The organism is Phytoactinopolyspora limicola, from assembly GCF_011320225.1.
GTDB classification, from domain to species: Bacteria; Actinomycetota; Actinomycetes; order Jiangellales; family Jiangellaceae; genus Phytoactinopolyspora; species Phytoactinopolyspora limicola.
Genome location: NZ_JAAOEN010000002.1, coordinates 628,678 through 653,715 on the forward strand (window position 1 = coordinate 628,678; position 25,038 = coordinate 653,715).

At 64.7% G+C, this 25,038-nt stretch carries 27 protein-coding genes, 2 tRNA genes and 1 pseudogene; 16 read left to right on the forward strand and 14 right to left on the reverse strand.

What is annotated here, in order from left to right; all coding sequences use genetic code 11:
- Nucleotides 1-16: 16 nt before the first annotated feature.
- A complete protein-coding gene (locus G8760_RS08565; RefSeq protein WP_166349708.1) occupies nucleotides 17-652 on the reverse strand; it encodes a TetR/AcrR family transcriptional regulator in 636 nt (211 codons plus the stop codon).
- Nucleotides 653-716: 64 nt separating this feature from the next.
- Here G8760_RS08565 and G8760_RS08570 point away from each other — a divergent pair, with 64 nt between their 5' ends.
- The 6 genes from G8760_RS08570 to G8760_RS08595 all read left to right on the forward strand — a co-directional run bounded on the left by G8760_RS08570 (nucleotide 717) and on the right by G8760_RS08595 (nucleotide 5,455).
- Nucleotides 717-1,481 (forward strand): SDR family oxidoreductase, encoded by a 765-nt coding sequence (locus G8760_RS08570; protein ID WP_166349711.1) that lies wholly within the window; start codon nucleotides 717-719, stop codon nucleotides 1,479-1,481.
- Between the two features lie 187 nt (nucleotides 1,482-1,668).
- Nucleotides 1,669-2,067 (forward strand): TOBE domain-containing protein, encoded by a 399-nt coding sequence (locus tag G8760_RS08575; RefSeq protein ID WP_166349715.1) that lies wholly within the window; start codon nucleotides 1,669-1,671, stop codon nucleotides 2,065-2,067.
- On the forward strand, nucleotides 2,064-2,870 hold the full coding sequence (gene modA / locus G8760_RS08580) for a molybdate ABC transporter substrate-binding protein (RefSeq protein WP_166349718.1): 807 nt from the start codon (nucleotides 2,064-2,066) through the stop codon (nucleotides 2,868-2,870). The genes G8760_RS08575 and modA overlap by 4 nt, the downstream gene beginning before the upstream one ends.
- Nucleotides 2,871-2,878: 8 nt before the next feature.
- Entirely contained in the window at nucleotides 2,879-3,553 is a 675-nt protein-coding gene (gene modB, locus G8760_RS08585; protein ID WP_166349721.1) for a molybdate ABC transporter permease subunit, read from the forward strand.
- Nucleotides 3,538-4,620: an ABC transporter ATP-binding protein gene (locus G8760_RS08590; protein ID WP_166349724.1), complete on the forward strand. Its 1,083-nt coding sequence runs from the start codon at nucleotides 3,538-3,540 to the stop codon at nucleotides 4,618-4,620. The genes modB and G8760_RS08590 overlap by 16 nt, the downstream gene beginning before the upstream one ends.
- A gap of 439 nt (nucleotides 4,621-5,059) precedes the next feature.
- Nucleotides 5,060-5,455: a hypothetical protein gene (locus G8760_RS08595; protein ID WP_166349728.1), complete on the forward strand. Its 396-nt coding sequence runs from the start codon at nucleotides 5,060-5,062 to the stop codon at nucleotides 5,453-5,455.
- A 604-nt stretch (nucleotides 5,456-6,059) separates the two neighbouring features.
- Here the strand turns inward: G8760_RS08595 and G8760_RS08600 are convergent.
- The 3 genes from G8760_RS08600 to G8760_RS08610 form a co-directional block, all read right to left on the reverse strand.
- Complete coding sequence (locus G8760_RS08600; RefSeq protein ID WP_166349731.1) at nucleotides 6,060-7,187, reverse strand: hypothetical protein; 1,128 nt, start codon at nucleotides 7,185-7,187, stop codon at nucleotides 6,060-6,062.
- Between the two features lie 336 nt (nucleotides 7,188-7,523).
- Nucleotides 7,524-8,372 (reverse strand): nucleotidyl transferase AbiEii/AbiGii toxin family protein, encoded by an 849-nt coding sequence (locus G8760_RS08605; RefSeq protein ID WP_166349734.1) that lies wholly within the window; start codon nucleotides 8,370-8,372, stop codon nucleotides 7,524-7,526.
- Nucleotides 8,341-9,054, reverse strand: a complete 714-nt coding sequence (locus G8760_RS08610) for a helix-turn-helix domain-containing protein (protein ID WP_207782154.1) — start codon at nucleotides 9,052-9,054, stop codon at nucleotides 8,341-8,343. Before G8760_RS08610 ends, G8760_RS08605 begins: the two co-directional genes overlap by 32 nt.
- A gap of 586 nt (nucleotides 9,055-9,640) precedes the next feature.
- Between G8760_RS08610 and G8760_RS30780 the strand changes: the two are divergent.
- Both G8760_RS30780 and G8760_RS30225 read left to right on the forward strand, forming a co-directional pair.
- A pseudogene (locus tag G8760_RS30780) lies at nucleotides 9,641-9,739 on the forward strand (hypothetical protein); the annotation flags it as partial.
- A 56-nt stretch (nucleotides 9,740-9,795) separates the two neighbouring features.
- Nucleotides 9,796-10,119 (forward strand): hypothetical protein, encoded by a 324-nt coding sequence (locus tag G8760_RS30225; RefSeq protein WP_246222479.1) that lies wholly within the window; start codon nucleotides 9,796-9,798, stop codon nucleotides 10,117-10,119.
- A 33-nt stretch (nucleotides 10,120-10,152) separates the two neighbouring features.
- Here the strand turns inward: G8760_RS30225 and G8760_RS08620 are convergent.
- Nucleotides 10,153-10,229, reverse strand: a tRNA-Met gene (locus G8760_RS08620).
- A 204-nt stretch (nucleotides 10,230-10,433) separates the two neighbouring features.
- Between G8760_RS08620 and G8760_RS08625 the strand changes: the two genes are divergently transcribed.
- Nucleotides 10,434-11,057: a dihydrofolate reductase family protein gene (locus G8760_RS08625; protein WP_166349743.1), complete on the forward strand. Its 624-nt coding sequence runs from the start codon at nucleotides 10,434-10,436 to the stop codon at nucleotides 11,055-11,057.
- Nucleotides 11,058-11,069: 12 nt separating this feature from the next.
- Here G8760_RS08625 and G8760_RS08630 read toward each other — a convergent pair whose 3' ends face one another.
- From G8760_RS08630 to G8760_RS08640, 3 genes are read right to left on the reverse strand one after another with little or no spacing between them, the layout of a single operon-like run.
- Nucleotides 11,070-11,489, reverse strand: coding sequence for a tautomerase family protein (locus tag G8760_RS08630; RefSeq protein ID WP_166349746.1), 420 nt, complete (start codon nucleotides 11,487-11,489; stop codon nucleotides 11,070-11,072).
- A gap of 40 nt (nucleotides 11,490-11,529) precedes the next feature.
- Nucleotides 11,530-12,897, reverse strand: a complete 1,368-nt coding sequence (locus G8760_RS08635; protein WP_166349749.1) for an amidase — start codon at nucleotides 12,895-12,897, stop codon at nucleotides 11,530-11,532.
- A 4-nt stretch (nucleotides 12,898-12,901) separates the two neighbouring features.
- Complete coding sequence (locus G8760_RS08640; protein ID WP_166349752.1) at nucleotides 12,902-13,813, reverse strand: nitrilase family protein; 912 nt, start codon at nucleotides 13,811-13,813, stop codon at nucleotides 12,902-12,904.
- Nucleotides 13,814-13,953: 140 nt separating this feature from the next.
- On the opposite strand from G8760_RS08640, the gene G8760_RS08645 reads away from it, so the two are divergent.
- Together G8760_RS08645 and G8760_RS08650 are read left to right on the forward strand one after the other, a co-directional pair.
- Entirely contained in the window at nucleotides 13,954-14,406 is a 453-nt protein-coding gene (locus G8760_RS08645) for a winged helix-turn-helix transcriptional regulator (RefSeq protein ID WP_166349755.1), read from the forward strand.
- Between the two features lie 32 nt (nucleotides 14,407-14,438).
- Nucleotides 14,439-14,945 (forward strand): hypothetical protein, encoded by a 507-nt coding sequence (locus G8760_RS08650; protein ID WP_207782155.1) that lies wholly within the window; start codon nucleotides 14,439-14,441, stop codon nucleotides 14,943-14,945.
- Here G8760_RS08650 and uppS read toward each other — a convergent pair.
- From uppS to G8760_RS08665, 3 genes are all read right to left on the reverse strand, one after another.
- Nucleotides 14,942-15,733, reverse strand: a complete 792-nt coding sequence (uppS, locus tag G8760_RS08655; protein ID WP_246222480.1) for a polyprenyl diphosphate synthase — start codon at nucleotides 15,731-15,733, stop codon at nucleotides 14,942-14,944. The two genes, G8760_RS08650 and uppS, sit on opposite strands and share 4 nt — an antisense overlap.
- Nucleotides 15,734-15,917: 184 nt before the next feature.
- A complete protein-coding gene (locus G8760_RS08660; protein ID WP_166349758.1) occupies nucleotides 15,918-16,202 on the reverse strand; it encodes a hypothetical protein in 285 nt (94 codons plus the stop codon).
- 198 nt (nucleotides 16,203-16,400) lie between these two features.
- On the reverse strand, nucleotides 16,401-16,895 hold the full coding sequence (locus G8760_RS08665; RefSeq protein ID WP_166349761.1) for a MarR family winged helix-turn-helix transcriptional regulator: 495 nt from the start codon (nucleotides 16,893-16,895) through the stop codon (nucleotides 16,401-16,403).
- A gap of 100 nt (nucleotides 16,896-16,995) precedes the next feature.
- On the opposite strand from G8760_RS08665, the gene wrbA reads away from it, so the two are divergent.
- The 4 genes from wrbA to G8760_RS08685 all read left to right on the forward strand — a co-directional run bounded on the left by wrbA (nucleotide 16,996) and on the right by G8760_RS08685 (nucleotide 19,350).
- A complete protein-coding gene (gene wrbA, locus G8760_RS08670; protein WP_166349764.1) occupies nucleotides 16,996-17,640 on the forward strand; it encodes an NAD(P)H:quinone oxidoreductase in 645 nt (214 codons plus the stop codon).
- Nucleotides 17,637-17,987, forward strand: a complete 351-nt coding sequence (locus G8760_RS08675; protein ID WP_166349767.1) for a hypothetical protein — start codon at nucleotides 17,637-17,639, stop codon at nucleotides 17,985-17,987. Before wrbA ends, G8760_RS08675 begins: the two co-directional genes overlap by 4 nt.
- Nucleotides 17,984-18,493, forward strand: a complete 510-nt coding sequence (locus G8760_RS08680) for a cupin domain-containing protein (protein WP_166349770.1) — start codon at nucleotides 17,984-17,986, stop codon at nucleotides 18,491-18,493. Before G8760_RS08675 ends, G8760_RS08680 begins: the two co-directional genes overlap by 4 nt.
- A 164-nt stretch (nucleotides 18,494-18,657) precedes the next feature.
- Complete coding sequence (locus G8760_RS08685) at nucleotides 18,658-19,350, forward strand: AAA family ATPase (protein WP_166349773.1); 693 nt, start codon at nucleotides 18,658-18,660, stop codon at nucleotides 19,348-19,350.
- Between the two features lie 719 nt (nucleotides 19,351-20,069).
- On the opposite strand, the gene G8760_RS08690 is transcribed toward G8760_RS08685, so the two are convergent.
- Nucleotides 20,070-20,146 (reverse strand) — tRNA-Met (locus G8760_RS08690).
- A 139-nt stretch (nucleotides 20,147-20,285) separates the two neighbouring features.
- Nucleotides 20,286-23,279: a UPF0182 family membrane protein gene (locus G8760_RS08695; RefSeq protein ID WP_166349776.1), complete on the reverse strand. Its 2,994-nt coding sequence runs from the start codon at nucleotides 23,277-23,279 to the stop codon at nucleotides 20,286-20,288.
- Nucleotides 23,280-23,385: 106 nt separating this feature from the next.
- Between G8760_RS08695 and G8760_RS08700 the strand changes: the two genes are divergently transcribed.
- Nucleotides 23,386-23,937: a PPA1309 family protein gene (locus tag G8760_RS08700; protein ID WP_166349779.1), complete on the forward strand. Its 552-nt coding sequence runs from the start codon at nucleotides 23,386-23,388 to the stop codon at nucleotides 23,935-23,937.
- A 39-nt stretch (nucleotides 23,938-23,976) separates the two neighbouring features.
- On the opposite strand, the gene G8760_RS08705 is transcribed toward G8760_RS08700, so the two are convergent.
- Nucleotides 23,977-25,020: a YlbL family protein gene (locus G8760_RS08705; protein WP_166349782.1), complete on the reverse strand. Its 1,044-nt coding sequence runs from the start codon at nucleotides 25,018-25,020 to the stop codon at nucleotides 23,977-23,979.
- Nucleotides 25,021-25,038 lie beyond the last annotated feature (18 nt).

Consider the following 25,038-nt stretch of genomic DNA (forward strand, 5'->3'; position numbering starts at 1 on the left):
GCCGACGTGGGCCGCCTTATCCATCCGCACCGGGCGTGAGGTCGTCATCGCCGAAGGCGGCAGCAAGCGCGGCGGCGATCAACGTGGAAAGATCGGTTTTCCCGTCGTCTTCGGCCCAGCGCACCAACGCGGTGTGCATGGTGGCCAGGCAGGCACTCGCGGCCGCGTGGGCGTGGAACGCCGCGTCCGGCTCGGTGGTGTCGTCCCCGAGAGCGTCGACGATCGCCTGCTGGAGGGCGTAGTAGTTGTCGAGGTGTTTGGCACGTAGGGCGGGCGTCGAGATCATCAGCCGTAACCGGTCGAGGAGGAACTGCTCACTCGTCGCCAGGTCGGGTGTGCGCCGGCCGCTGGTCAGCGTCGCGGCGGCTTCGATGAGGGCACGGCCGATCCGTCGAACGAGCGGCTGAGCGGGAGACGATGCGGCGATCCGCTCGGCGATGAGCTGGCGGTGCTGGTCGACGAGGACGAGGTCCTCCTTGGTGGGGAAATGTCGGTAGACCGTCATGGGTGACACTCCGGCGGCATCGGCGACGTCGTTGATCGCGGTGGCGTCGTAACCACGTTCGGTGAACAGCCGCACCGCATGCGCCTGAATCGTGCGCTGCGTCTCCGCCCGGCGCTGTTCTCTGAGTGTTGAGTGCCGCTCCATCATGTGATAGACACTACCTTGCTGATAGTTACTAACAATTTGGTAGTCACTAACATTGGAGTTGAGCATGAGCGAACTCACCGGCCGCACGGCCCTCGTGACCGGAGCGTCGCGAGGCATCGGGCGGGCCATCGCGATCCGGCTAGCCGCGCGCGGCGCCATGATCATCGTGCATTTCGGCACCGACAAGGAGGGCGCGAGCACTACAGTCGACGAGATTCGGCGAGCCGGCGGAACAGCGCTGGCCGTAGGCGCGGAGCTGGGTGTGGACAACGACGTGGAGACACTGTTCGCGGGCGTCGAGTCTGGCCTGGCGGGGCAGCCGCTCGACATCCTCGTCAACAACGCGGCCGCCGCACCTGCCGGCCCCCTGGGCGCCACGACACCAGCGGAGTTCGACCATCTCTTCGCCGTCAACGTGCGCGCACCGTACTTCATCATCCAGCGGGCGTTGCCCCTCCTCCGCGACGGTGGCCGCATCGTCACCATCTCATCGGTGGCCACCCGGATGGCCAACACCACTCAAACATCGTTCGCCATGACCAAGGGCGCGATCGAGACGATGAGCATGACCCTGGCCAACGAACTCGGAGTCCGAGGAATCACGGTGAACGCGGTAGCACCGGGCGCGACCCGCACGGAGGCCAACGCGGCATTCTTCGAGGCGCCCGGCCTGGCCGAAATGATCACCGGGACGACGGCACTTCACCGACTGGGCGGCGCCGACGATGTCGCTGACGTCGTCACCTTTCTCGCCTCCGACGCCGCGCGTTGGATCACCGGTCAAGTCATCGACGCAAGTGGCGGGCTGTTCCTCGGCCCACGGATTTGATGGCGGACGTCGATGCTCGCACCTCCGGCGTAGCTGAAGCTGGGCAGCCGAAGCGCCACACCCACGGTCACTGCGGTTCGGCCACCTCCGCGACGCCACCCCATCCCTCACAGTGTGGATCACCAATTCCGCTAACTCGGATCTTTTGCGCATATCGTCCCGAGATCGCGGTGATATTCTCATCCCCATGCCGCACTTTCGTGTCAGCCAGGTCGCCGATCTACTAGGGGTTAGCGACGACACCGTGCGTCGATGGATCTCGGCTGGCCACCTGCGGCCCCACACTGACCATGCCGGACGCCAGGTCATCGAGGGCGCTGACGTCGCCGCCTTCGCCCGCCAACGGGCCAGTGAGGGAGGCGACGGTGAGCGGGTGTCGGCGCGCAACCGCATCAGTGGAATCGTCACCAACGTACACACCGACGGGCTCGTGGCCCAGGTCGAGGTAACCGCGGGCCGGTTCCGTCTCACCTCGTTGATGACACGTGATGCCGCTGAGGAGATGGGCCTCGCACCTGGTGTACCCGCCACTGTGCTGGTCAAGGCGACCGCCGCCATCGTCGAGGCCGGAACGGCCCACGGATGAACCGCACCTCGCGTGTGCCCATCCTCGTCCCGGCCGTGGCGGCACTCATCGTGGCCCTGGCCGGGTGTACGTCATCGGCTGTTTCTCCAGACTCCACGGTGGTGCAGGTTGCCGCCGCCGCGGATCTGAAGTTCGCTCTCGACGACATCATCGAGGTGTTCGAGACCGAGCACGAGGGGGTACAGGTCAGCGTCTCGTACGGCTCATCGGGCAATTTCGTCCAACAGATCCGCAATGGCGCACCCTTCGACCTGTATCTGTCCGCCGATGCCAGCCTGGTCCATGACCTGGCCGACGACGGCTACGCCGGTTCCGGCGATGTATTCGGCTACGCCGTCGGACGCCTGGTCGTGTGGGCCGCTGAAGGCTCACCGGCCGACCCACGAGCCGGGATCGCCGGGCTGACGGACAGCAGCGTCACCACCGTGGCGATCGCCAACCCACAACACGCCCCGTACGGACAGGCCGCCGAAGCCGCTATCCGCACGGCAGGCGTGCATGCGGACCTGGAAGACAAGCTGGTGATGGGCGAGAACATCGCGCAGGCCGCTGAGTTCGCGCAGACCGGCAATGCGGATGCCGGGATCATCGCGCTGTCCCTCGCGCTCTCACCCGGCCTGCGCGATCAAGGGACGTACAGCGAGGTGCCTGTGGACGACTTCCCTCGCCTGGAGCAGGGTGGTGTGGTCCTGGACGGCGCTCCGGACTCCGCCCACGAGTTGGCGGACTTCATCACGTCACCTGCCGGTCAAGAAATCCTGGAGACATACGGGTTCTATCCACCGATCGACGCTGGCACCTGAGGCGAGACGTGGACTGGACCGCCGTCGAGCTGAGTCTGCGCCTGGCTGCCGCCACCACGGCAGTTCTGCTGGTGGTGGCGGTACCGCTGGCCGCCTGGCTGGCGTTCTCCCGGCGCCGTTGGACGGTTCTGGTCGAGGCCGTGGTGGCTCTGCCCCTGGTGTTGCCCCCGACTGTTTTGGGTTTCTACATCCTGGTGGCGCTCGGCAACCGCTCCCCCATCGGCCGGTGGTGGATCGAACTGACTGGCTCCCCCATCGTCTTCACCTTCAACGGCCTGCTCATCGCCTCGGTCGTGCATAGCCTCCCCTTCGCCGTCCAACCCTTGATGGCCGCGTTCGCCGGGGTGGATCGGCGGCTGTTGGAGGCTTCCACGGTGCTCGGCCGCACGTGGCCCAGCACCATCGTGCACGTGGCGCTACCTCTGTCTCGCGCCGGGTTCGTCACAGCCGGCGTCCTCACCTTCGCGCACACCATCGGGGAATTCGGCGTCGTCCTCATGGTCGGCGGCAACATTCCCGGCCAGACCCGGACCGTCGCCATCTCCATCTACGACAGCGTCCAAGCCTTCGACCACGCCGCCGCCGGCCGGACCAGCGTCATCCTGCTCGTGTTCTCTCTGGTGGTGCTCGCCACCACGTACACCATCAATCGCAAAGGCAGGCCCGCATGGCCCCGACCCTGACAGTCTGCCTGCGCCACCTCCTCCTGGACGTGGACCTGGAACTCCCCTTGGATGCCGCCCGTCCGGTCACCGTGCTGTTCGGTTCTTCCGGAGCGGGCAAGACCACCCTGTTGCGGTGTGTGGCCGGTTTGGAAGCACCAGCCCCGCCAGCTCACATCACCTTCGACGGCCATGTCTGGAACGACGGGCGACACCGCCTGCCCGCCCGCAAACGCGGCGTCGCCTACTTGTTCCAAGACCACGCTCTGTTTCCCCACCTGGACGTGGACGCCAACGTCGCCTATGGCCTGACCGACCTGCCGCGGCCTCAACGACGGGAACGTGCTGGCCGAGCGCTCGTCGCAGCCGGGGCCGCACACCTGTCCGGACGTGCCACCACCAACCTCTCCGGAGGAGAAGCACAAAGAGTTGCTCTCGCCCGCGCGTTGGCCCCACACCCTCGCCTGTTGCTGCTGGACGAGCCACTCTCCGCACTGGACGGCCCCACCCGCTCGCGGCTGCGCGCCGAACTACGCTCGATCCTGGTGGAGGCAGGTACACCAACCCTGCTCGTGACACACGATCGCACCGAGGCCCTGACTCTCGGAGACAGGATCGTCGTCCTGGTGGACGGACGGGTCCACCAGCAGGGCACGGTTGAAGAAGTGTTCTCCCGGCCCGCGACACCACGGGTGGCCGAGGTCGTCGGGGTGGAGAACGTCGTGACCGGCCGGGTCGGTGAGATCGATGCGGGCCTGGTGCACATCGAGGTGGCCGCGGAGACACTCACCGCGTTGGATCCGGGTGCGTTGAGTACCGGCGACCGGGTCTTGGCCTGTATACGCGCCGAAGACATCGCACTGGAAGAACCGGGGACCCGCCGATCCAGTCCCCGTAACCACCTCGACGCACGCGTCACCGCACTGACATCCGAAGGTGCGCTCCAACGTGTCGACCTCGACGCTGGTGTCCCCCTGGTGGCCTACATCACCCGGCCGGCCCGAGACGAGCTGGGCCTTGCTCCGGGAACACCGGTGACAGCCGTGATCAAAGCCCCTGCCGTCCACGTGATCCCCCGCACCTCGTAGCGCCCGCTCCACCTCCGCTGCGCCTGGCGAGGAAGTTATGGGCATCGCGGGGCTTCCCCCGTGTGCAGAGCCGATCTATGGTCGGGAAGCAAGATCACGAACGGGAGGGCAGCATCCTGAGCGACCCGAACCTTGGCGTCTCGCCCCCCGCTACAGCCTCAACTGTAAAGAGCCGCTAATCACTGTAACGACGCGCACCACTGTTGTAAGTCCACCCGACCTGATACACCCCGAGTGCTACTCCTCCATCTGGGAAGTCACCCGCGATAGTGTCGAAAAACGCATCAGCGGACTTCCGGTCACCAAAGACGCCGAGGACAGTCTCCGGCGGGTCTGGCACATCAGTGAACACGATCCACACCTGCTTCATCACCTCATTGTCACACAAGACTCGAATGGCCCCTCCCTAACGACGAAGACTGCACTAAGGTGTCCCAATATGCTACTAAAGGTGGGGGGGATAGTTCTTTGTGTATTTACCGTACTACTGCTAAACCCTGGATGCTCCGCCGAGCGGAAACTTGACGACGCGACAACCTGCCGTGAACTCGCGACCGGCCTCGCCGAGGCTAACATCGGCTGGCCAGTGGCACAGAACTTCTCAAGAGTCAGTGCAGAATCAATGGCTGAAGTCCTGACGATTTTTGAATCTGCGACGGACGTCGCCACTCCCCCTCTCAAAACCGATCTAGCCGATTGGGCGACGACGTTCAAAAAAGCAATACCTTACCTCGTTTCGCGAGACGAGGTCGAATTCATTAATTCGATATCCGAATCAGAGCAACAGAGATTCTTTGATGCAAACGTCTCCATCACACAAACATGCGGATGGTAGCCGCAACAGAAGGGGAGAGGGATGAGAACGGTCCGAGTGGGGCAGGCGTTAGGATGCCTAGCTGTCTCCATGATGGTGATTGCCCCCAGTGCCGCAGGTTCCGAGGACGTGCTGGATCCTAACGTCGTACAACTGGAGGAGGGATCGCCGGCCGAATATCAGCCGGGTGACCCTGGCGCGGATACAGTGGATACAATGGCCGTAGACTATTACAATTGCACCCTCTATCCCTCAGTGATTCATAAACGGAAGTCCGGCTCATATAATACCGTGGGCGCAAAGCCCTACACAATCTGCACACAAGGAACACCGACCAGGATAACCCACAAAAGCACTCTGTATAAGGCTCGCTGGCTTGGCCTTAACTGGGAAAGCATGGTCACGAAATCCAATTCCGGCACAAACACTAGAAAGCTGACGCTGAAGACAGTCGAGTGGCGCTGCAGGAATTCTAATAACTCCAACTTCATCCAGCGCACATCCGGAACTTCCGTGCAGGCGGGACGGACATTCTATGCAAATGTCTCCACTACGAAGACGCGGCTATCCTGCGGGAACTAGTGCCCTGCGTGGAAACTAGTTGGTACTAGCTGACGAGCGGCGCTCATTCGTCAGATTCGAGGCGGCACATCCCGGGGTCGTCGGGATCAAGCACGTAGCCGTCGTCGCAGTGGCACTCGGTGCCGTGCAGGTGACCGTGGCCGCCGCAGGGCTCATCCTCGCTCCACAGCTCGGGCTCTGGGTCGGTGATGAAGAGAGCACCAAAGATCCGGCCTTGGTGGTCGATGCCCCAGACGCTGGCGCCTGTGCCCGGTGTGCTGAGCATGGCGGTCACGTCGTCAGGTAACGGATGTAGTTCGAGCGTTCCGTCCGGATCGGCAAGGTCGGCGGAGTAGGCGGTCATGGGCGTGTCGTCGGCTTGGTGGACGTGTCCGGCGATGCGACCGTCGTCGTTGATGCCAGTGATGGTGGTGCGGGCCGCGCCTGGCAGGCTGAAGGGCTCGGCGATGTATTCGTCGCCATCGAACGTGGCGATGAAACCTCGCGTCAGCGGATCCCACATCGGGTCGTCGCCCCACGAGGCGTAGCCGACGACCACGTTGTCCGCGTTGACCTGGATCCCCAGCAGCCGGTTGGCGTCGTCGCCGTGAATGTCGAAGATCACGTCGTCGGATTGCACGAAGGTGGCCATGCCTGCGTCGGTGTAGCCGAGCACGACGTCGTCGACGGCATCACTAATACCAGTGAAGTCCGAACCTGGGCGCTCCAGCCAGTTCACCGCTCCAGACTCTGGATCATAGATGACGCCCTCGGTGCCCCCGTCGCCCTCGGCTCCGCCGACGACGCGACCGTCGCCAGTGAGGCCACGAGCGAAGAAGCCAGGAGCGTCAGCGACGGTCAGCGGAATGAACTCTGTTTTGGTTAGGTCGAGCAGCGCTGGTTCGTATCCTGCGTCGGCGTCGTCGCGGAACCATACGAGCGCCTGCTCGCCGTCAGAGCGAAGGCCAATGATCCGGGTCCAGCTGGCGTCCGGCATCGCGAAGAACTCATATTCACCGTCATCGAGGATGAAACCAACGCTGTCGTAGTTGGTGACCTGCGCCGCGGAAACGTTGCCCGCGATCGACGTGTCGTCGCCGCAGGCGGCCAGCGCCAAGGAGGTAGCGCCCAACCCAGCGAGCACGGTGACCGTTCGACGGCGAGATCGTGGAGTGGCGGTAATAAGTCTCATTCTCATAATCGTAGCCGCTGGACGCTCACCTCAGTTCGGTGGGGACGAGCACCTCAGCCCGATCCGCTTCTTTCCAGGAACGGAATGCCCCCTGGACAACCTGGGATTTCCTGGTTCGGGGCAGTGTGAAGCCGCGTCCGAGCCACGCTCCCGGGCCCCGAAATCCGCCCCCGCGCCGTCGGATTCAGCGCGTCTTCGGCCCGTTGGACGTATGTCATGTTGGGAAGCAACCGGCCTGGTGCGGTGAGTCCTCGCTCGATCGGCCCAGTTGCCGGTTTCCAGCGAGCGTTCAGCGCACCAGGCCCACCTAGTAAACAAGGACGGCCGAACCCGCGTCTATCGGGTTCGGCCGTCCACGATGTCACAGAACCCGGTGACCGCCAGTACAGCATCCGCAGCAGCCTCTTCGAGGTCGGCGTCCGGGTGGTCGATACGTAGCTGCGTCACGTAGGCGTTCGGGCCCGGGGCACCGGGGTCGTCGAAATTGGCTCGCAGATTCACCAACCAAGTGTGCATGTGCGTTCCGGGTGATTTGCCGAACGTCGCCACGACCTGGCGAGCCGCCTCGTCGTGGCCACCTGCGTCATTGTGGAGTAGCACAAATGCGATGTCGTACCAGTCCTTGTCCTTGTTGCGGCCGTGCGCGGCGGCTGCCTTCGCGATCAGGTAGCCGGGCAGGCTCGCGACGTCGAGACGAACGACGCGGAGTGCGCCGTCGACCTCGGCGCGGAACTCGCGCTCAACGGCGCCCTTGGTGGCGTATCCCGTCCCTCGCAGGTTGACTGCGCCTAGATTCTCGGCGCCGGCGAAGTTGATGACCGTCTCAGCTCTCTCGGTGTCGAGGTCGGCCAGCAGCTCGAATTTCACGATCGTCTTCCGCCCGCCTGCGTCGACCTGAATCCAGCGCCAGACCTTGTCGTTGGACGGCTGGAAGTGCGCGTCTCTCAAGGCCTGCTCGAGCCGGCTCGCGTTGGCGGCACCGGCGGCGATCTCGAGATTCACCTGGACGTCGACGTCGGTGGTGCCGGCGTGCAGCCAGGTAGAGTCCGAGCACAGCAACTCCGGCATGAGGCCGCCGAGAAGCACGAAGCCCGGTTTTGCTCCGTAGTGGTACGCGACGCTGGTCAGGGCGAGCTCTGCAGCAGCTCGGGCCCTACGGCTGCGCTCCGGTTCCCCATCGCTCATTGAGCTTCATCTCCCGCAGGTTCGTCGCGATGTCTTCCCCCCGGACGCCAGTTGTCACGAGGTCGGCGTAGCACCTGGCCCAGGGCACGATACTGAGTCCGTCCTGCCAGGTGCGGAGCTTCGCGGTCGCCTTCGTCGGGAAGGGGCGCAAAGTGAGCCGGCCGCCGCGGATGGGCGAGAGGTCCGCTAGATCTGCGACAGAGGCCAGCTGCGGTTGCGTGTCGGCGTTGACGTAGACGACCAGGGGAGCGACCTGGGTGCCGAACGGAGCGAGGACCGTTGCAGCGACGGCCGAGGTTGCAGCCCAGGCGACGTCGTGGCGACTCCAGGTTTTACCGATCCTGGCGAGATCTCGGACGGGGTCCTTGGAGAGGAAGCCCACGTGGACCTCGTTGGCCGGCGGAAAATTCTCCACGGCACCCGCATAGCTGTCGAGGAGCACTCCCGCGTCGTTTAATCGCCGTGCTGACTTGCGACCGCGCGCAGCATCGGCGACGAGCAACCCCTCGGAGGTCAGGAACGCGAGTGCCGTCGTGACAGTGCTGGCCGACATGCCAGTTGCCTTGGCCACTTCGGAGACGGTGGGCCGTACGCCTTCGAGTAGTGCTTCGGCAACGCCGAGGTCGCTGGAACGCCAGCGTTTCGGCTTGACTGGGAGCTGGGTGGCCGCGGTACGGCTCACGACTAGGAACGGGAGGGCGATCTCGGCGGCACCAGTTTCCTCGACCCACCCGACGCCAGCATCTGATGCAGCGGCCCTGGCTCCCGCAGACATCTTCGGTGTGACGAGGACATCGGGTTGCGGGCGCCGTGCGAGCACGTTCTTAACGGCCGGAAGGGTCCCAGCCCTAAGCCATTCGACGGTGACCTTCCGACCGGCGATACGCACGACCGCGTGCCGCCGAGTCGTGTCGTTGAGCCTGGTCTGCCGCGGGTGCGCGGTGGAAAGTTCAACCCCCCGAGGCAGGACGGCCTGCAGGCTCTTGAAGACCCGGTCTGTGTTCACCGCTCTCCCCTTTAACATCGGCAATGCCTGAAATACCATTGCGCAACGAAGTATACGGAAATGGCGAGCTTTTGCGGCGTCGACTCCGGACTCCCCGACCTCGCCGTCACCGATTCCAATTCCGCGACGGTGATGCGGATATGGTGGCACCCGACGGCCACCCCGCCCGACCTGGCAAACAAGGACGGCCGAACCCGCGTCCATTTGGGTCCGGCTGTCTCAGGTCATCGAGGACAGCACTCACCGATGGTGAGGTTCGGGCATGTCAAAGGCCCGATTGGTCATCACCGCGGTCGTCATCGAAGGCCGTCCCGTCACCCAAGTCGCTGCCGAGTCCGCCGTGGCCCGCTCGTGGGTCTACGAACTCGTCGCCCGCTACCGAGCAGACGGCGAGGCCGCGTTCACCCCGCGTTCCCGATGCCCGCCTATGCCGCGCGCCCCAAAGCCACCCCAGACAGCACCAGCACCAGCCACGAACGAGTCCGCCAAGACCGCGTCGACAAAGCCGGCACCGTCACGCTACGCAACGACGGCAAACTCCACCACATCGGAATCGGACGAACCCACGCCGGAACCTACATCCTGCTCCTGATCCAAGACCTCAACATCCGCATCATCGACGCCGCCACCGGCGAACTCCTGCGCGAACTCACCCTCAACCCCGACAAGAACTACCAGGGCACCGGACGCCCACCCGGCCCACAACCCAAAACACAGAAAACCGGACCTACAAGATCGTAGGTCCGGCTGTCCGCGATGTCCTGAGACATCACATGGTAGCGGGGGCAGGATTTGAACCTGCGACCTCTGGGTTATGAGCCCAGCGAGCTACCGAACTGCTCCACCCCGCGTCGCCAGCTTCCCGTCGCCGGGAAACGTTGACAAAACCCCTGGTCAGATCGGATCTTTCCGTTCCAACCAGTTGTTGTTGCCCGGTCGATGGTAGCGCATCCCTCGATCTGAATCGAACCGGCTCGAAGCCCTCAACATGGTCGCCCGATGAGTTTTGCGCACGTGTCGGGTCTACCAGGACAACAGCCCATGAAGGAGTGCGCATGAGCAAGGTGATCGCTGACATCTCGATGTCGCTGGATGGATATGTCACCGCACGTGGAGCTGATCAGGAACACGGCCTCGGCATCGGCGGCGAGGCGATTCACGCGTGGGTACTTGAGAAGCCCCGCTCCCCCGTCGACGAAGCGGTGTTGGCGCACAGCTTCGACACGACGGGCGCGGTGGTGATGGGCCGGCGGCTGTACGACATCGTGGACGGCCCGCACGGATGGAGTGACGACGTCGGGTACGGACACGACCAAGACCAGGCGGCCGCACCGCCGTGTTACGTCGTCACCCACGAACCACCTGCCCAGGTGCGGCTGGTGTCCAGGTTCCGGTTCGTGACCGACGGAGTAGCGGGCGCCATCGACCAGGCGCGATCGGCCGCGGGCCACAAGGACGTCGTCGTCATGGGCGGGGCGAACGTCATCGACCAAAGCCGGGAGGCCAGGCTCGTCGACGAACTCCGCATCCACCTGGCACCACTGCTGCTCGGCGGCGGCACGCGGCTGTTCGACCTCGTCGGCCCGATGACGCTGGTCCAGCGGGAGGTCACCGAGTCACCTCGGGCAACACACCTTACTTATGAGGTCGTCGGAGACGAGGGTGGCCGTAGATCCTGAGGGCGCGACGCACTAGTACAAGCTCGCCCTGCCCGACTCAGCCCTTTCGTCGCCACTCCAGTCCACGTTGAAGCCGCCGAGGTGCGGGTGGTACATATCGTCCCCTGAGTGCTGAGTGAACTCGACCTTGATCCAGAGCGAGTCCAGGTCGAACGTCTCGACGAGAGCGTCGATCAAGGATTGCGCCAACGTGGCTCTGGTTTCGACGGGACGGCCCCGCCGGATGTCACACATGATGAGCGCTGAGGGTGTGGGCGGGCCGGACTGATGGCAGCGCCAGACCCCTCCGTCGCCGAGATCGTGCACGGACACCGTCAGGAGATCCATGCCTACCTGCATGATCTCCGCGTAGATGGCACCGAACCGCTGCGCCAGTGCCTGTTTCTCCGATGGAGTGACGGACAGCGGCAGGTCGATCTGGATCGAAGGCATCGTGTTCCTTTCATACGGCAGGTGCGTGGGGTATGAGCGGCTAAGAAGACACCGGAGATTGGCTGCGTCTCCGTTCCAGCTCGCGGGCAGCTGCGAACATGAGAGATTCCCTGCCCGCAGCCGTGACGAGTTGAACAGCGACCGGCAGACCGCCGATCTCGCCCGCGGGGACGCTCATCGCCGGTACGCCCACCAGATTCCACAGGCTGGTCAGCGAAAGCAGCGCCGAGCGCACCTCCAGCTGGGTTCCCGCCACCGTCACCGTGCGAGTACCCACCGGTGGAGCCACGGTCGGCACCGTCGGCAGCGCCAGCAGATCATGAACCTTCAGCAACTCTTCCACCGTTGCGCGCAGCTTACTTCGGGCCGCGTCAGCTTGGGCGTACTGTCCCGCGGAGACCGTCCGTCCGCGGTCGAGACGCGCGAGAACCTCCGCGTCGATCTGATCCCGGTCAGCCTCGAGATGAGGCTCGTGGACGTGATACGCCTCCCTGCTCTGGATGGTGGAGACGACGTCGAACAAGCTCTGCTCGTGCCCCGGGCCGGGGAATCCAGCAACGGTTTCGACGTGCAGCCCGGTCTGGCTGACGAGTTCGAGCGTCAGCTCTTCGATGTGCGGATCAGTGACGCCGATGGCACCGGGTGGTATCCATCCGACGCTCAGCCGTCCGTGACTCTCGAGCGGGACATTCACCTCTCCACCAGCGAGGACCTGGTATCCGACGAGGGCGTCGTCGGACGTGGCGGCGAAGAGACCGACATGGTCAAGGCTCGGCGCCAGGGGATATACGCCCGTGGTGGGGACAACGTCGTAGGCGGGTTTGAGGCCGATGACACCGCAGAGCGCGGCTGGCACCCGAATGGAGCCGACCGTGTCGGTACCCACGGCGAGCGGCACCATGCCGGCTGCCACGGCAACCGCGCTGCCTCCACTGCTGCCGCCGGACATCCGGCGCGGATCGCGCGGATTTCGCGACGCGCCGTGGACGGACCGATCACCAGTCGCGCCGTAGGCGAACTCATGCAGGGTCGTTTTGCCAACGATGACGGCGCCGCCCTGGCGCAGGCGCTTCACCACCTCGGCATCGACATGTGCTGTCGCGCCGAAAGAGCTGGCCGATCCGCACGTTGTGGGCAGGCCGGCCATGTCGATGAGATCCTTGACGGCGACCGGGATTCCGTGCAGAGGGCCGCGATCGATCCCCGACGTGAGCTCACGGTCAGCCGTCTGGGCCGCCTCCAGAGCGCCTTCATCGTCGATCAGGGCAAACGCGTTCAGGGCTGGATCGAGGCCATGCACCCGGCGCAGCGACGCGGCGACGAGTGCACTTGACGTCGTCTCATGACGACGGAGAGACCGACCAAGTTCGACGACGCCATGCGCAAACGTGGGATGAGAAGTCGCCATCACGTCACCGCGGGAGTGCAACGCTGCTGGTGTAGCCGAGCATCTGGTCGTAGAGATCGGTGCGCCGATCACGGTGTAGATCGTTGAGCTGATTCCAGATCGGAGCGGTCCGGGCCGAGGTCAGGTCGATGTCGGCGTAGATGATGGTGTCCTCGTCCGGCCCGGCGATCCGGTCGATAGGCCAACCGTTCGTCCCGGCGACGAGCGAATTGCCCATGAATCCAGCGCCGCGCTCCTGGCCGATCCGATCGGCGGTGGCGATGAAGATGTTGTTGGCGTGCGCGGCAGTCATCGTCAGATACGCGGCCATGCAGACACCACTCTCGTCGTAGAGCGGCGGCGGGGTCCACACCCAGCCGGTCGGAATACAAATGATGTCCGCGCCCATCTGCGCGACGATCCGGGCGGTCTCGGGGAACCAAATGTCCCAGCAGACGAGCAGTCCGATCCGGCCGATGCGGGTGTCGAAGACCGAAAAGCCCTCGTCACCCGGCGTGAACCAGAGCTTCTCCGTGTTCCACAGATGCGTCTTGCGATAACGACCGATGTATCCCTCGGGGCCGACGAGCACCGCCGTGTCGAACAGCTTCTCACCGTCCTGTTCCACCACGCAGCCAACGATGTACACCTGCCGCTCGGCCGCTATCGTCGCGAACGATTCCACCGTGCGGCCGTTCGGAACCGCCTCGGCATGGGCATACGCTTCCTCGCGGCTCTCGAACACATAACCCGTGGTCGCTAGCTCGGGCAAGACGATGAGGCTCGCTCCGGAATCCGCCGCGGCAGCCAACCGCCGCTCGACCTCGGCAGCGTTCGACTCGAGATTCTCGACCCCGACCCGCGGCTCGAACTGAACCACCGCGACCCGCACGGGACTCACCCTCGCGTCTGCGCCTTCGCCTATCTGAGTTGTCATGGTGTGCTCCTTCCTGGGCTTCAGACCAGCAATCCGGTTTCAAGTTGAAACCGACTGAGTGACCGTAACAGAAGTGGTTTATACTTGCAACCACCTCGACGTCGACGTTGAGGCCAACCAGCGACCAGAGGGAGACGTCGATGCCGCGACGCGTGACTCACGAACGGGCCGAATGCCCAGTCGCCAGGGCAGTTGACGTCATCGGCGACCGCTGGTCCCTGCTCATCATTCGGGACGCCTTCGACGGCATCAGCCGGTTCAGCGAGTTCCGTCGCAATCTCGGGCTAGCGAAGAACATCCTCGCGGCTCGGCTCCGCGAGCTGGTCGCGCAGGGAATCCTGGAGGTTGTACCGGCCGCCGACGGCACCGCGTATCACGAGTACACCCTGACCAGCAAGGGACGGGATCTGTTCACCATTCTCGTTGGGCTTCGACAGTGGGGCGAGGACTATCTCTTCGACGAAGCCGAGCCGCATTCTGCCCTGCTTGACGTGAAGTCGGAACGGCCTCTGGGCAGGCTGCAGGTCACCGACAGCGAAGGTCACGCGGTCACGCCACCCGAGACCTTCGTCCGCAAGGTCGCCCGGCCGTGACGCTGCCCGCGGCTGGAACCCATGGTCTAGCCGTGCGTGCCAGCACGGCCGATGTCGAGCTGGCGTTCGATCACCTCAGGCACAATAACGGCGTGCAGCCCCGTTACCGCACCCGCCAGGTCGTCAACTGGATCAACCTGTCCACACCTCTCGGGCTGCTGGTCTGCCTCATCGGGCGAGCACAACTCGAGCAGGGCGAACACGGCTTGCTCTTGGCCCGGCGGTACCGTTTCCCGCTCCCCCCGGCGCCGGCCTTCACCCTCGGTAACGTCATCCTCATACGCCTCGACGACGAGAAACTCGACCGCCGCCCGCGGCTCTTGGTTCACGAGGCCCGTCACGCCACTCAATACGCCTGGTGCATCGGCCCAGTGATGCTGCTCCTCTACGCACTCGCCGCAGCATGGTCATGGCTACTCACCGGCGACCCCGCATCACGCAACGTGTTCGAGCGCCGGGCCGGCCTGAACGACGGCGGCTACAAAGAGCGCCCACTGCGCAGAGTCTTCCAGACCAGCACCAACCGGCGAGACGATTAACCACCCATGACGCCGTCGGTGGACCGCTCACGCGAGCGAGCCTCCCGCCGAGCAGCGAAGACCCGCAGCGCGCGCAGGAAGTCGACATGCCTGAATCCGGGCCAGTAGACATCGCAGAAGTGGAGCTCCGAGCGGGCCGCTTGCCACAGCAAGAACCCGGACATCCGCAGCTCACCGCTGGTGCGGATGATCAGATCCGGGTCCGGCTGACCGCGGGTATAGAGATGTGCGGCGATGTCGTCGTCGGTCAACCGCTCGGCCAGCTCGGTGATGGCGACGCCCTGTCTCGCCTCGACGTCGAGCAACGATCGCACCGCGTCGACGATCTCCTGCCGCCCGTCATAGCCGATCGCGACGGTCAGGTGGGCGACGCCGGTGCGTTCGCGGCTCCGTTCCGCTGCCAACTCGAGGGCGTTCCTCGTTGAGTCCGGCAGCGCGTCGAGGCGGCCCGCCACATGTAGCCGCCAAGGGCTGGCTGGGTCCATGAGCCGCTCGGCGACAACCTCTTCGATGGTCTCCATCAACAAACGGACTTCGTCGACCGCCCGCTTGCGCAGGTTGTCCTCCGAAACAACGAAGAGTGTGACGTGCCTAATCCCGATACCGAAACACCACTGCAAGACCTGGTCGATGTGGCGGGCGCCGTAGCGGTGGCCGACGCTGGGGTCGTCGAATCCCATCTGACGTGCCCACCGGCGATTACCATCCATCACCAGCCCGACATGCCGCGGAAGTGCACCGTTGGCTAGTTGTTTAGCCAGTCGGCGCGCGTACCAGGCATGGAGCACCGCGTCTAATCCTTCCGACCATTAGTGGCAACGACTGTAGCGCGACACTGACGCCTGCCGACACACGGCCACTTCGCTGCCGCCAGATGGTGTTCGGGCCCGGATTCAGCCCTTAACCCCATCTGGCGGTAGCGGAGTGCCAGAAGGGCGCCCGTTCGTCTTCCGGGTCCGTCGTTGCCAACAGTCACGACGGGTCGGACTCTCGGAAGGTTAGTCCGGGCTCGGCCTCGACGACCCGGCCCCGTCGCCGTCCGTCCCAGGCCGCGACTCCCGGCTGGAACACTGAAGCCGAAGACGCTGGAGTAGGCGAACTTGGCATCGCTTCCTGGACAGCTATCCCGACGACGGAGGCTGCGACGAGGGCGCGAGCTACTAGGGCCGGGGTGGCGGCGCGCTGGGTGATTGCCTGTCGTTGCTGTACGGCGCCTCCGGCGGCGGTCCGGGGTGAACCTGGCAGTCGCAGCCTCAAGATCTGTTTCTACGGCGCGGCGATGCAGTGTGTCTCCGACCCCGGCCGGCCCGATGACCAGTGGCTCCGCGACATCTGGGGGCCGTCGCCGACTGGGCCGCGCTTCCATCGCCCATCACCCTGCCCAGCGGACAACCGGCGCGGCCACGTGGACGTTCTCGGGGTGCCCCTGACAACACCCCAGCCGCTGGGTCGAGGCTATGTTGCCGTCTCCAGCGGATGCAGCAGCCGCGACAGCAGGCTGACGAGTGCCTCCTGATCCTGACGGGACAGCTCGGCGAACAGGCGTGCTTCATGGGCCACGTGGAGCGGAAGCACCGAATCGACCAGTTGGAGCCCCTGATCGGTGAGGCGTATCTTCACCGAGCGTCGGTCCGCAGTGCCGCGGATCCGTCGGACCAGACCTTTGGCCTCCATCCGGTCGATTCGGTTGGTAATCGCTCCTGACGTGACGAGCGAGGTCTTCATGAACGCGCTCGCGGTGAGCTCATGCGGGGCGCCGATCCGGCGCAGAGTCGAGAGCACGTCGAACTCACCCGGCTCGAGCCCGTGTTCGGCCAGGAACCGTTTGATCTCGCCGTCCCACAGTCGTGACAGCCGCATGAGTCGGCCGACCACCCCGATCGGCCAGGGATCGATGTCCGGGCGTTCTCGGCGCCACTGCTCGAGGACACCCTCGACTTCATCCGGCACGAAACCCTCCGCAGATTACTGAACGTTAAGAAACTTGACGTTGATGGATTCAGCAAGGTTAACTATCTTAACGTTGAAGTATATGTGATGAGGAGCCTTGATGAGGACCACCGACGCGCGTATCGCCGTGATCTACTACTCGTCTACCGGGACAGTCCACCGCCTGGCCACCGCGCTTGCCGAGGGCGCCGCCGACCGTGGAGCGGAGGTCCGGCTCCGTCGGGCCGCGGAGCTCGCGCCGGCAGCTGCCGTCGACAGCAACCCACAGTGGCGAGCACACCTCGAATCCACCAACCACATCGCCTCCGCGACGCATGACGACCTGATCTGGGCGAACGGCTACGCGCTGGGTTCACCGACCCGGTTCGGGAACATCAGCTCGCAGCTCCGCCAGTTCCTCGACACAACGTCCGGCCTCTGGGAGCGAGGCGTGATGGCGAACAAGCCGGCCACCGGATTCACCGCCAGCTACAGCACCCACGGCGGCCAGGAATCCACGCTGCTCTCGCTGTGCAACACGCTCTATCACTGGGGTGCCTTGGTGCTGCCGACCGGATACGTCGACAAGGACGTGGCCACGCGGACGGGAGGCAACCCGTATGGTGTCGCACTCAGTCAGCAGCACGCCGCGCAGGACACAGGTTTGCTGGATGCCGTCCTGGACGCCGCACGTCTTCAGGGCGCACGGCTGGCCGACGTTGCGGCCCGGTTGGCCGTCGGCGGACTGGAGGAGGCTGCCGCATGACAACACCGGAGCGCGGCACGAGCCCCGACCACGGCTACGCGGTGATCTACCGCTGGAGGGTGCATCCAGGACGGGAGAACCAGCTCGTCGAGGGCTGGACCCGGGTCACTAGGGCGATGCATGTCTCGTGTGGAAGTTACGGATCGCGCCTGCACCGGGCCGCCGACGGCACCTACCTGGCTTATGCCCGCTGGCCTGACGCTGCGACTCGCAGCAGTTGCTCCCACCCGGACGAGGAGGGCGAGCAGATGATGGCCGACGCCATCGCCGAGTATCTGGAAGCCGCTCACCTAGAGATCGACGTCGATCTCCTGGCGGAGCCGCGTGACCCCAAGGAGATGGCATGAGCTACCCCGCACAGCGCTACTTCGGTCACTCAGGCGAGGTCACCGCAAGATTCCGGCCAGGGAGTGCCGAACCCGATTACGTGACGACGCCGGCTGCCAAGGGCGGTCCCGTTGTTGAGCGCGGCACCTCGTATCACTACCTGGCCACCACGAAATCCACTGACGGGGACTTCGGGCTCTACCGGGTGGACATGGCCGCCGGCGCAGGTGGCCCGGCCATGCACTTCCACAAGACGATGTCAGAGTCGTTCTTCATCCTCGACGGCACCCTCCGCCTCCACGACGGCAGCCGCTGGCTGGACGGTGAACCAGGTGACTTCCTCTACGTCCCGCCGGGAGGGCTGCACGCATTCCGCAACGAATCCGGAGAGCCTGTGTCTATGTTGATGCTGTTCGCGCCCGGGGCGCCACGAGAGGCCTACTTCGAGGGGATCACGGAGATCGCCAGCCTCACCGATGACGAACGCGCACGTTTCTTCATCGAACATGACAGCTACTTCACCTGACGGGCTGCCATCCTCGAGCGCAATGCGCGCCACTGTCGCAACACCTCGGCTGGCGTGATCGTTGACGTACGGACAGTGTTTTCAAGGTACGACGAGTCCGGTCGGGGCCGTTGTCGATTAGGCGCCTGGTGGATTCATGCCGCGCCGCAGGTGACTCTGGACTGATGAGTGACTCCAACCAGCTCCGGCGCCCGAGTGACGAACGCGTCGCGCTCTTTGCTCACCTCGCCAACTCCATCCCCACCGTCGCCCGCCCTATGCTCCTCGCTGTCGATGGCGTCGATGGATCGGGTAAGACCACTTTTGCGGATGGACTCGCTGCCGCAATCGCGGCTTCGGGACGCGTATCCGTCGTAGTTCACGAAGACGACTTCCTCAACCCACGCGCGATCCGGTACCGGCTGGGTCGTCACTCTCCCGAGGGGTTCGTCGCCGACACGTACGATCTGGCTTCGCTCGAATCCGCAGTCCTGGCCCCACTACGCCCTGATGGCGACCGGCATATCCGCCGCGCGGTGTTCGACCACCGTACGGACTCTGCTGTCCGTGTGCCTGCGGAGCAGGTCTCGGAGGATAGCGTCGTGATTGTGGAAGGCATGTTCCTCCACCGCGACGAACTCGCTGATGCATGGGACCTGTCGGTCTTCCTGCACGTTCCGTTTACCGAGACCGCACGGCGGATGGCACAGCGAGATGGCACCAGCCCCGACCCGAATGACCTCTCGATGCGCCGTTACGTCGAGGGGCAGCGGCTGTACCTGGCACGATCAAACCCGCAGGCGAAGGCGGCCTTCGTCGTCGACAACACAGACCCACAGCGTCCGAGACTCATGCGATCTGGGTTAGCGGGCCGCTGACCCAGCAGAGGGGCCGCTAACCCGACACACATTCTGGACCCTAACTCCTAGCCACCCATTTTCCGCTCCTTGTCAGAAACGAAACCCTGGATAACCAGAGGTCTTTCTTGGTAGCGGGGGAGTGTGCAGTGTCACGACATCGGAGTGGAAGGTCTCACGACATCGGCATAGGTGTGTCGCGGGGCCACCGGCATGGCTAACGACGTCGTTGTACCTTCGGGTCCGACGCTGGGGTGTGTCGAAGCGACGCTTGGTCATCGCTGAACGGCAGCTGCGATGAACACCAGACGCGACCTTGATCATGTGCGGGCTACACCCTCCATCGGGGGTGTAACCCGCACATGATCAACGACCCCGGCCGCATCGACCGCGACCCAGGGTTAGCGGGGCCAGCGGGTTAGCGGGGCCAGCGGGTTAGCGGGGCCAGCGGGTTAGCGGGGCCAGCGGGTTAGCGCAAAAAGTGGACCCGGTCAGCCGGGGTCACCGCCAGCTGGGTGCGGTCCTGACCGGCCAGCGCCGGCCTGGTGCGGTGAGTGCTTGCTCGATCGAGCCAGATAGCGGTTTCCAGCGAGCTTTCAGCGCACCAGGACCCGCTCACCATCGAGCCGACCACGACCTACCCACGCGGAGGCGGCCCATCAGGCCCCACCTGGAAACAACAAACGGCCGGACCTACAACTTCGTAGGTCCGGCCGTCCTCAATGTCCTGAGACATCACATGGTAGCGGGGGCAGGATTTGAACCTGCGACCTCTGGGTTATGAGCCCAGCGAGCTACCGAGCTGCTCCACCCCGCGTCGCAAAAGCAAGCATACGCGACGCACGAGCTCGCACCAAATCGCGGGTTGATTCACCCCCACATACACATGATCGTTGGCTTTTGACCACCGAATTCGGTGGTCAAAAGCCAACGATCATGGGAGTGGGGCGGGTGGGTTAGTCGTTGGACAGTTGCTCGGCGCGCTCTAGTGCGTCCTCCAACCGATCCAATGCATCTCCGTAGTCCGACCAGCGCCCTTCTGCCTGTGCTTCTTGAGCGTCCTGCCAGGCCTGCTGCGCCTCGGCGATGGCATCGGCGAGCGTTCCCGACGGTGGCGGGGTGACGTCGTCATCGTCATCATCGTCGTCGTCCTCGTCGATGCGCTGGTCTTCGTCGTCCGGCGGCGTCGGCTCGTCCTCGTCCGGCGGCGTGACTCCGTCTTCGTCGACGACGCCATCCTCATCCGGCAGAGCGTCGTCGTCGATGGCACCGTCCTCGTCGGTTTCGATGCCAGCCTCACCCCGGAAGATCTGGTCGAGGGCATCCTGCAGACTGGCCGCGAACCCGATCTGATCACCGAAGCGGACCATCACCCGCCGCAGCAGCGGATATGCGGCGTCTCCGGCCTGCCGGACCACGTACACCGGCTGGACGTAGAGCAACCCGCCACCCACGGGCAACGTCAGCAGGTTGCCCAGTTCGGTGGTGGCGCCGTCACCCGCACTGAGCAACGTCAGCTGGCTAGCGATTTCTTCGTTGCTCTCGAAGGCGTTGGCTACCTGCCCTGGACCGTCGATCTGCGTTCGTCCCGGTAGTCGCAGCGCCGTGAGCTGACCGTAGTCCTCGTGCCGGACGTCGGCATTCACCGCCATGAATCCGACCAGGTTCTGTCGGCCTCGCGGCGTGTACGTCGTCGTCAGCGAGAACACGCCTTCATCCGTGCCCGGAAGCTGGATCGACTGGTAGTACGGCGGGATGTCGACCTCGAGCGGATCGGCCGTGGGGTCGTTCGGGACGATCCAGCGGTCGGTGCCCTCGTAGAACGTGAACGGGTTGGTGACGTGGTACTGCTCGAGAAGTCGCCGCTGCAGCTTGAACAGGTCCTCCGGGTACCGGAGGTGGCTCATCAGGTCGTCGCTGATCTCCGACTTGGGGGTGAGGGAGTCCGGGAAGACCGACTTCCAGCTCTGCAGAACCGGATCGTCCGGGTCCCACTCGTAGAGCGTCACCGTGCCGTCGTAGGCGTCGACCGTAGCCTTCACCGAGTTACGGACATAGTTGATGTAGTCGTCAGGCTGTGCGGCCAACGCGGGCTGCACGGTGCGGGAGTCGCTGGTGGCTTCCTCGAGCGACACCCGCTGCGAGTACGGGTAGGAGTTCAGCGTCGTGTACGCGTCGACCACCCACACCAGCCGGCCGTCGGCCACGGTGGGGAACGGGTTGGAGTCGACGGTGAGCCACGGGGCCACCTTCTCGACCCGCTGGCGCGGATCGCGGTCGTAAAGAATGACCGACTCCGAGTTCACCCGGTCCGACAGGAGGATATTGGCTTCCTGGAACTTGGTGGCGTAGAGGAGCCGGTTGACGAAACCACTGATCGGCACGCCACCCTCGCCGGAGTACGTATTGCGGCGCTCCTCGCCGGTTTCGGGATCCTCCGGGATGTCGTACTCCACCGGTTCCGCGCTCTCCGGCGCACCGACGATCGAGTACTCCGGCGAACTCTGACCGAAATAGATCCGCGGCTCGTACTCGCCCAGGACACCCTGGGACGGGATGTCGTACTCGGCCCATTGGGGCGAACCGTCCCGCTCGCTGACGTTGCCGTAGGCGGCCACCATGCCGAACCCGTGGGTGTAGACGGTGTGTTCGTTGACCCAGTTGCGCTGGCCTTCCGGGATGCCGTCGACCGAGACCTCACGGGCGGAGACCACGAGGTCGCGCTCTACGCCGTCGATCTCGTAGCGGTCGACGTTGGCCGGGTCGGCGAAGGTATAGAAGCCACGAACCTGCTGAAGCTGCTGGTAAGCCCGCGGAATCAGGGTGGGGTCCATGAGCCGGACACCAGGCACGGTGCCGGCGTCGTCGGCGAGTTGCCCGGCTGCGACGGTGGTCTCCGCGTCATACGTCACCACGTTCACACCGGCGACGTCGTAAGCGGCCCGGGTTGCATTGATGTTGCGCTCGATATACGGCGCTTCGCGGTCCGCCTCGGTTGGGTTGACCTGGAACTGCTGCACGATGAACGGCCACAAGCCGCCGAGCAGCACCGCCGACAGCACCAGCAGACCGGCACCGATGCCGGGCAGTGTCCAGTTCCGCTGCCAGACGTTGAGGAAGAACAGAATGGCGCAGATGAGCGACACGAATATCAAGATCATTTTAGCGGGGAGCAACGCGTTGATACCCGCGTAGTTCCCCCCGGTAAACAGCGAACTGTCGTCGATGACGAGGGCGTAGCGGTCCATCCAGTAGGCAACCGCCTTGAGCAAGATGAACAGTCCGATCAGCACCGAGAGGTGAGCCTGCGCCGCCGGGGTGATCTTCTCGCCGGCGGTCTGGAGCCGAATCCCGCCATAGATGTAGTGCGTGACGGCCGCGACGATCAGGCCGAGCACGACGACGCCGAACCCGAAGCTGAGCACGAACCGCCACCACGGATACGAGAAGGCGAAGAATCCGATGTCGACGTTGAACTGGTCGTCGCGCTGCCCGAACGCTCCCCCGTTCATCCACAGCTGGAACGTCTGCCACTGGCCGCCCGCGCTCGCGCCGGCGATGATGCCGACCAACACCGCGGCGGCACCCATGACCCACACCCGGATCGGATCGATGGCATCCCGATACCGGTCGAGGCTCTGCTGCTCGACGCTCATAGGTCGATAGCTGGGTCGCAGGCGATACGCGACGATGCCGTTGACGACGATCGCGACGGCCATAACCAGGCCGAAGACGGTGAACAACCCGATCCGGGTGAACAGCTGGGTGGTGAAGACATGTGTGAAGTCCACCGAGTCGAACCACAGCCGCTCGGTCCAGAAGTTCACCAGAAGCAGGTAGGTGACGGTCAGGACGGCGAGGACGATCAGAGTGGGGACAAGGGCACGAGACCGGCGCGAAGAGGCCGGCCCTCGCGGAGGACCAGCTGGCCGGGGGAAGTTCTGGCTCACCCCACGAAAGCTATCTTACGGGCAAGCCGCTTATCGAACCGGTCCTGACATCCAAACCGGATCGTGATCTCAATTCGACATCATAACGCCATGGGAGCATGAACGTATGAACTTCGACCCCACCACGACACCGACCGACCACGAACCGCCGCCGGAGCTGGCCCGAGCCGTGGTCGAGATCGAGCAACACGTGGGCGTGGACGGCTGGGATCAGAACCCACGGCTCTACGCCCTGGCCCCCACCGGCGAGCTGGTCGAGCATGCACCACAGCTGGTCAAGCAGCTCGGACTCAAACACGAGGTGATCCCGGACGACGCGCTCACCCCGATCGAGCAAGACGTCAGCACCCAGACCCTGGACGACCTCCTGCCCAGCATCACCTGGCCGGATTCCGTGCGCGGGTGCGCCATCGCGATCGAGCGCATAGTGTTGCCGCCCGGTGCGGAGGACCACGTCCCCAACGACGACGACGCCGCCATGCGGTGGGCGCAGACACACCCGCAACGCACCGACGTCCGCGTGGTCGTCGCAGTGCTGCGGGACGGTTCACGCACGTCGGTGATGCGGGTCCGCGGCCATGAGGCCGACGAGGACCTCATCAGGAATGCCGAGCTGTCGCCGGAGATCGGCGATGCTCTGGCCGACACCCTTACCTGACAAGCGGGGTGCGGGCCGGACAAGCGCCACGAGGGTAGGTCAGCAGGTGGGGAGCTGGGCCTCGTCGCCAGCGTTGAACCCCTGAATGGCCTCGATGGCATCGCTCAGGGTGTCCACCGGCACGACCCGCATGTCACGACCGTTGGCGTCGACTGCCTCACCACAGTTCTCGACCGGGGTGAGGAACAGCTCCACCCCCGCGCGTGCGGCCGCTGCGATCTTCTGCTGCACACCGCCGATCGGGCCGACGTCGCCGTCTCCGGTGATCTCGCCGGTTCCGGCGATGTGGCGGCCGTCGACCAGCGGCTCCTCGGTCAGAGTGTCGTAGATAGCCAACGCGAAGATCATGCCGGCGCTCGGGCCGCCGATGCGCTCGTCGATGCCGATCGTGATCTCTACCGGGTACTCGTACCCCCAGTCGGGCCCGAACCCCACCACTGGCCGGCCGTCGCCCTCGGCAGGTTCGGTCGACGCGGTCACCGTGATCTCGTCGTCGGCGCGCCGGATGCCGAAGTCGACGCTGTCGCCTGGCTCTCGGTCCTGGACGATCTCAGCGACCTCGGCTGGTTCACCAACTGGCTCGTCGTCGACGGTGAGGATGACGTCACCCGGCTCCAAGACACCGTCAGCCGGAGTGTCCTCGAAAACGGTCACCACAACGATCTGCTCCTCGACGTCGTAGCCGAGCTGCCGCAGGGCTGCGACCTTGGCGCTCTCCTGCGACCGCGCCAACTGGCGAGCACTCTGCTCGCGCGACTGCTCTGCGGTCTCGTCGTCGCGATACACCGTGCTACGCGGCACGACCGCACGGTCGGTATCGAACCACGCACGCAGCACCGAGATGAGGTCGAGTTTGGTGTCCGCGGACGTAACCCCCACGGTGGTCAGGTCGAGGGTGCCCGCGGCTTCGTAGGTCTCAGCGCCGTCGACCCGCACCACTGGAATGCCGTCGACCTCGCCGAGGGTGTCCTCCAGCGGGCCGGGTGAGTAAACGACGTACGGCACCGGCAGCAACGACGCGATCGCGATCAGGGCGACCACCAGTGCGCCGGCGACGGACAGGGTGACAGAACGACGGGTCACTCGATTCAGGGTACGGTG

Excerpts from the sequence above, each read along its gene's own strand:
- G8760_RS08565 (WP_166349708.1), bottom strand. The coding sequence starts at position 652 with ATGATGGAGCGGCACTCAACACTCAGAGAACAGCGCCGGGCGGAGACG.
- G8760_RS08570 (WP_166349711.1), top strand. The coding sequence starts at position 717 with ATGAGCGAACTCACCGGCCGCACGGCCCTCGTGACCGGAGCGTCGCGA.
- G8760_RS08575 (WP_166349715.1), top strand. The coding sequence starts at position 1,669 with ATGCCGCACTTTCGTGTCAGCCAGGTCGCCGATCTACTAGGGGTTAGC.
- modA (WP_166349718.1), top strand. The coding sequence starts at position 2,064 with ATGAACCGCACCTCGCGTGTGCCCATCCTCGTCCCGGCCGTGGCGGCA.
- G8760_RS08590 (WP_166349724.1), top strand. The coding sequence starts at position 3,538 with ATGGCCCCGACCCTGACAGTCTGCCTGCGCCACCTCCTCCTGGACGTG.
- G8760_RS08595 (WP_166349728.1), top strand. The coding sequence starts at position 5,060 with ATGCTACTAAAGGTGGGGGGGATAGTTCTTTGTGTATTTACCGTACTA.
- G8760_RS08600 (WP_166349731.1), bottom strand. The coding sequence starts at position 7,187 with ATGAGACTTATTACCGCCACTCCACGATCTCGCCGTCGAACGGTCACC.
- G8760_RS08605 (WP_166349734.1), bottom strand. The coding sequence starts at position 8,372 with ATGAGCGATGGGGAACCGGAGCGCAGCCGTAGGGCCCGAGCTGCTGCA.
- G8760_RS30225 (WP_246222479.1), top strand. The coding sequence starts at position 9,796 with ATGCCCGCCTATGCCGCGCGCCCCAAAGCCACCCCAGACAGCACCAGC.
- G8760_RS08625 (WP_166349743.1), top strand. The coding sequence starts at position 10,434 with ATGAGCAAGGTGATCGCTGACATCTCGATGTCGCTGGATGGATATGTC.
- G8760_RS08630 (WP_166349746.1), bottom strand. The coding sequence starts at position 11,489 with ATGCCTTCGATCCAGATCGACCTGCCGCTGTCCGTCACTCCATCGGAG.
- G8760_RS08635 (WP_166349749.1), bottom strand. The coding sequence starts at position 12,897 with ATGGCGACTTCTCATCCCACGTTTGCGCATGGCGTCGTCGAACTTGGT.
- G8760_RS08640 (WP_166349752.1), bottom strand. The coding sequence starts at position 13,813 with ATGACAACTCAGATAGGCGAAGGCGCAGACGCGAGGGTGAGTCCCGTG.
- G8760_RS08645 (WP_166349755.1), top strand. The coding sequence starts at position 13,954 with ATGCCGCGACGCGTGACTCACGAACGGGCCGAATGCCCAGTCGCCAGG.
- wrbA (WP_166349764.1), top strand. The coding sequence starts at position 16,996 with ATGAGGACCACCGACGCGCGTATCGCCGTGATCTACTACTCGTCTACC.
- G8760_RS08675 (WP_166349767.1), top strand. The coding sequence starts at position 17,637 with ATGACAACACCGGAGCGCGGCACGAGCCCCGACCACGGCTACGCGGTG.
- G8760_RS08680 (WP_166349770.1), top strand. The coding sequence starts at position 17,984 with ATGAGCTACCCCGCACAGCGCTACTTCGGTCACTCAGGCGAGGTCACC.
- G8760_RS08685 (WP_166349773.1), top strand. The coding sequence starts at position 18,658 with ATGAGTGACTCCAACCAGCTCCGGCGCCCGAGTGACGAACGCGTCGCG.
- G8760_RS08700 (WP_166349779.1), top strand. The coding sequence starts at position 23,386 with ATGAACTTCGACCCCACCACGACACCGACCGACCACGAACCGCCGCCG.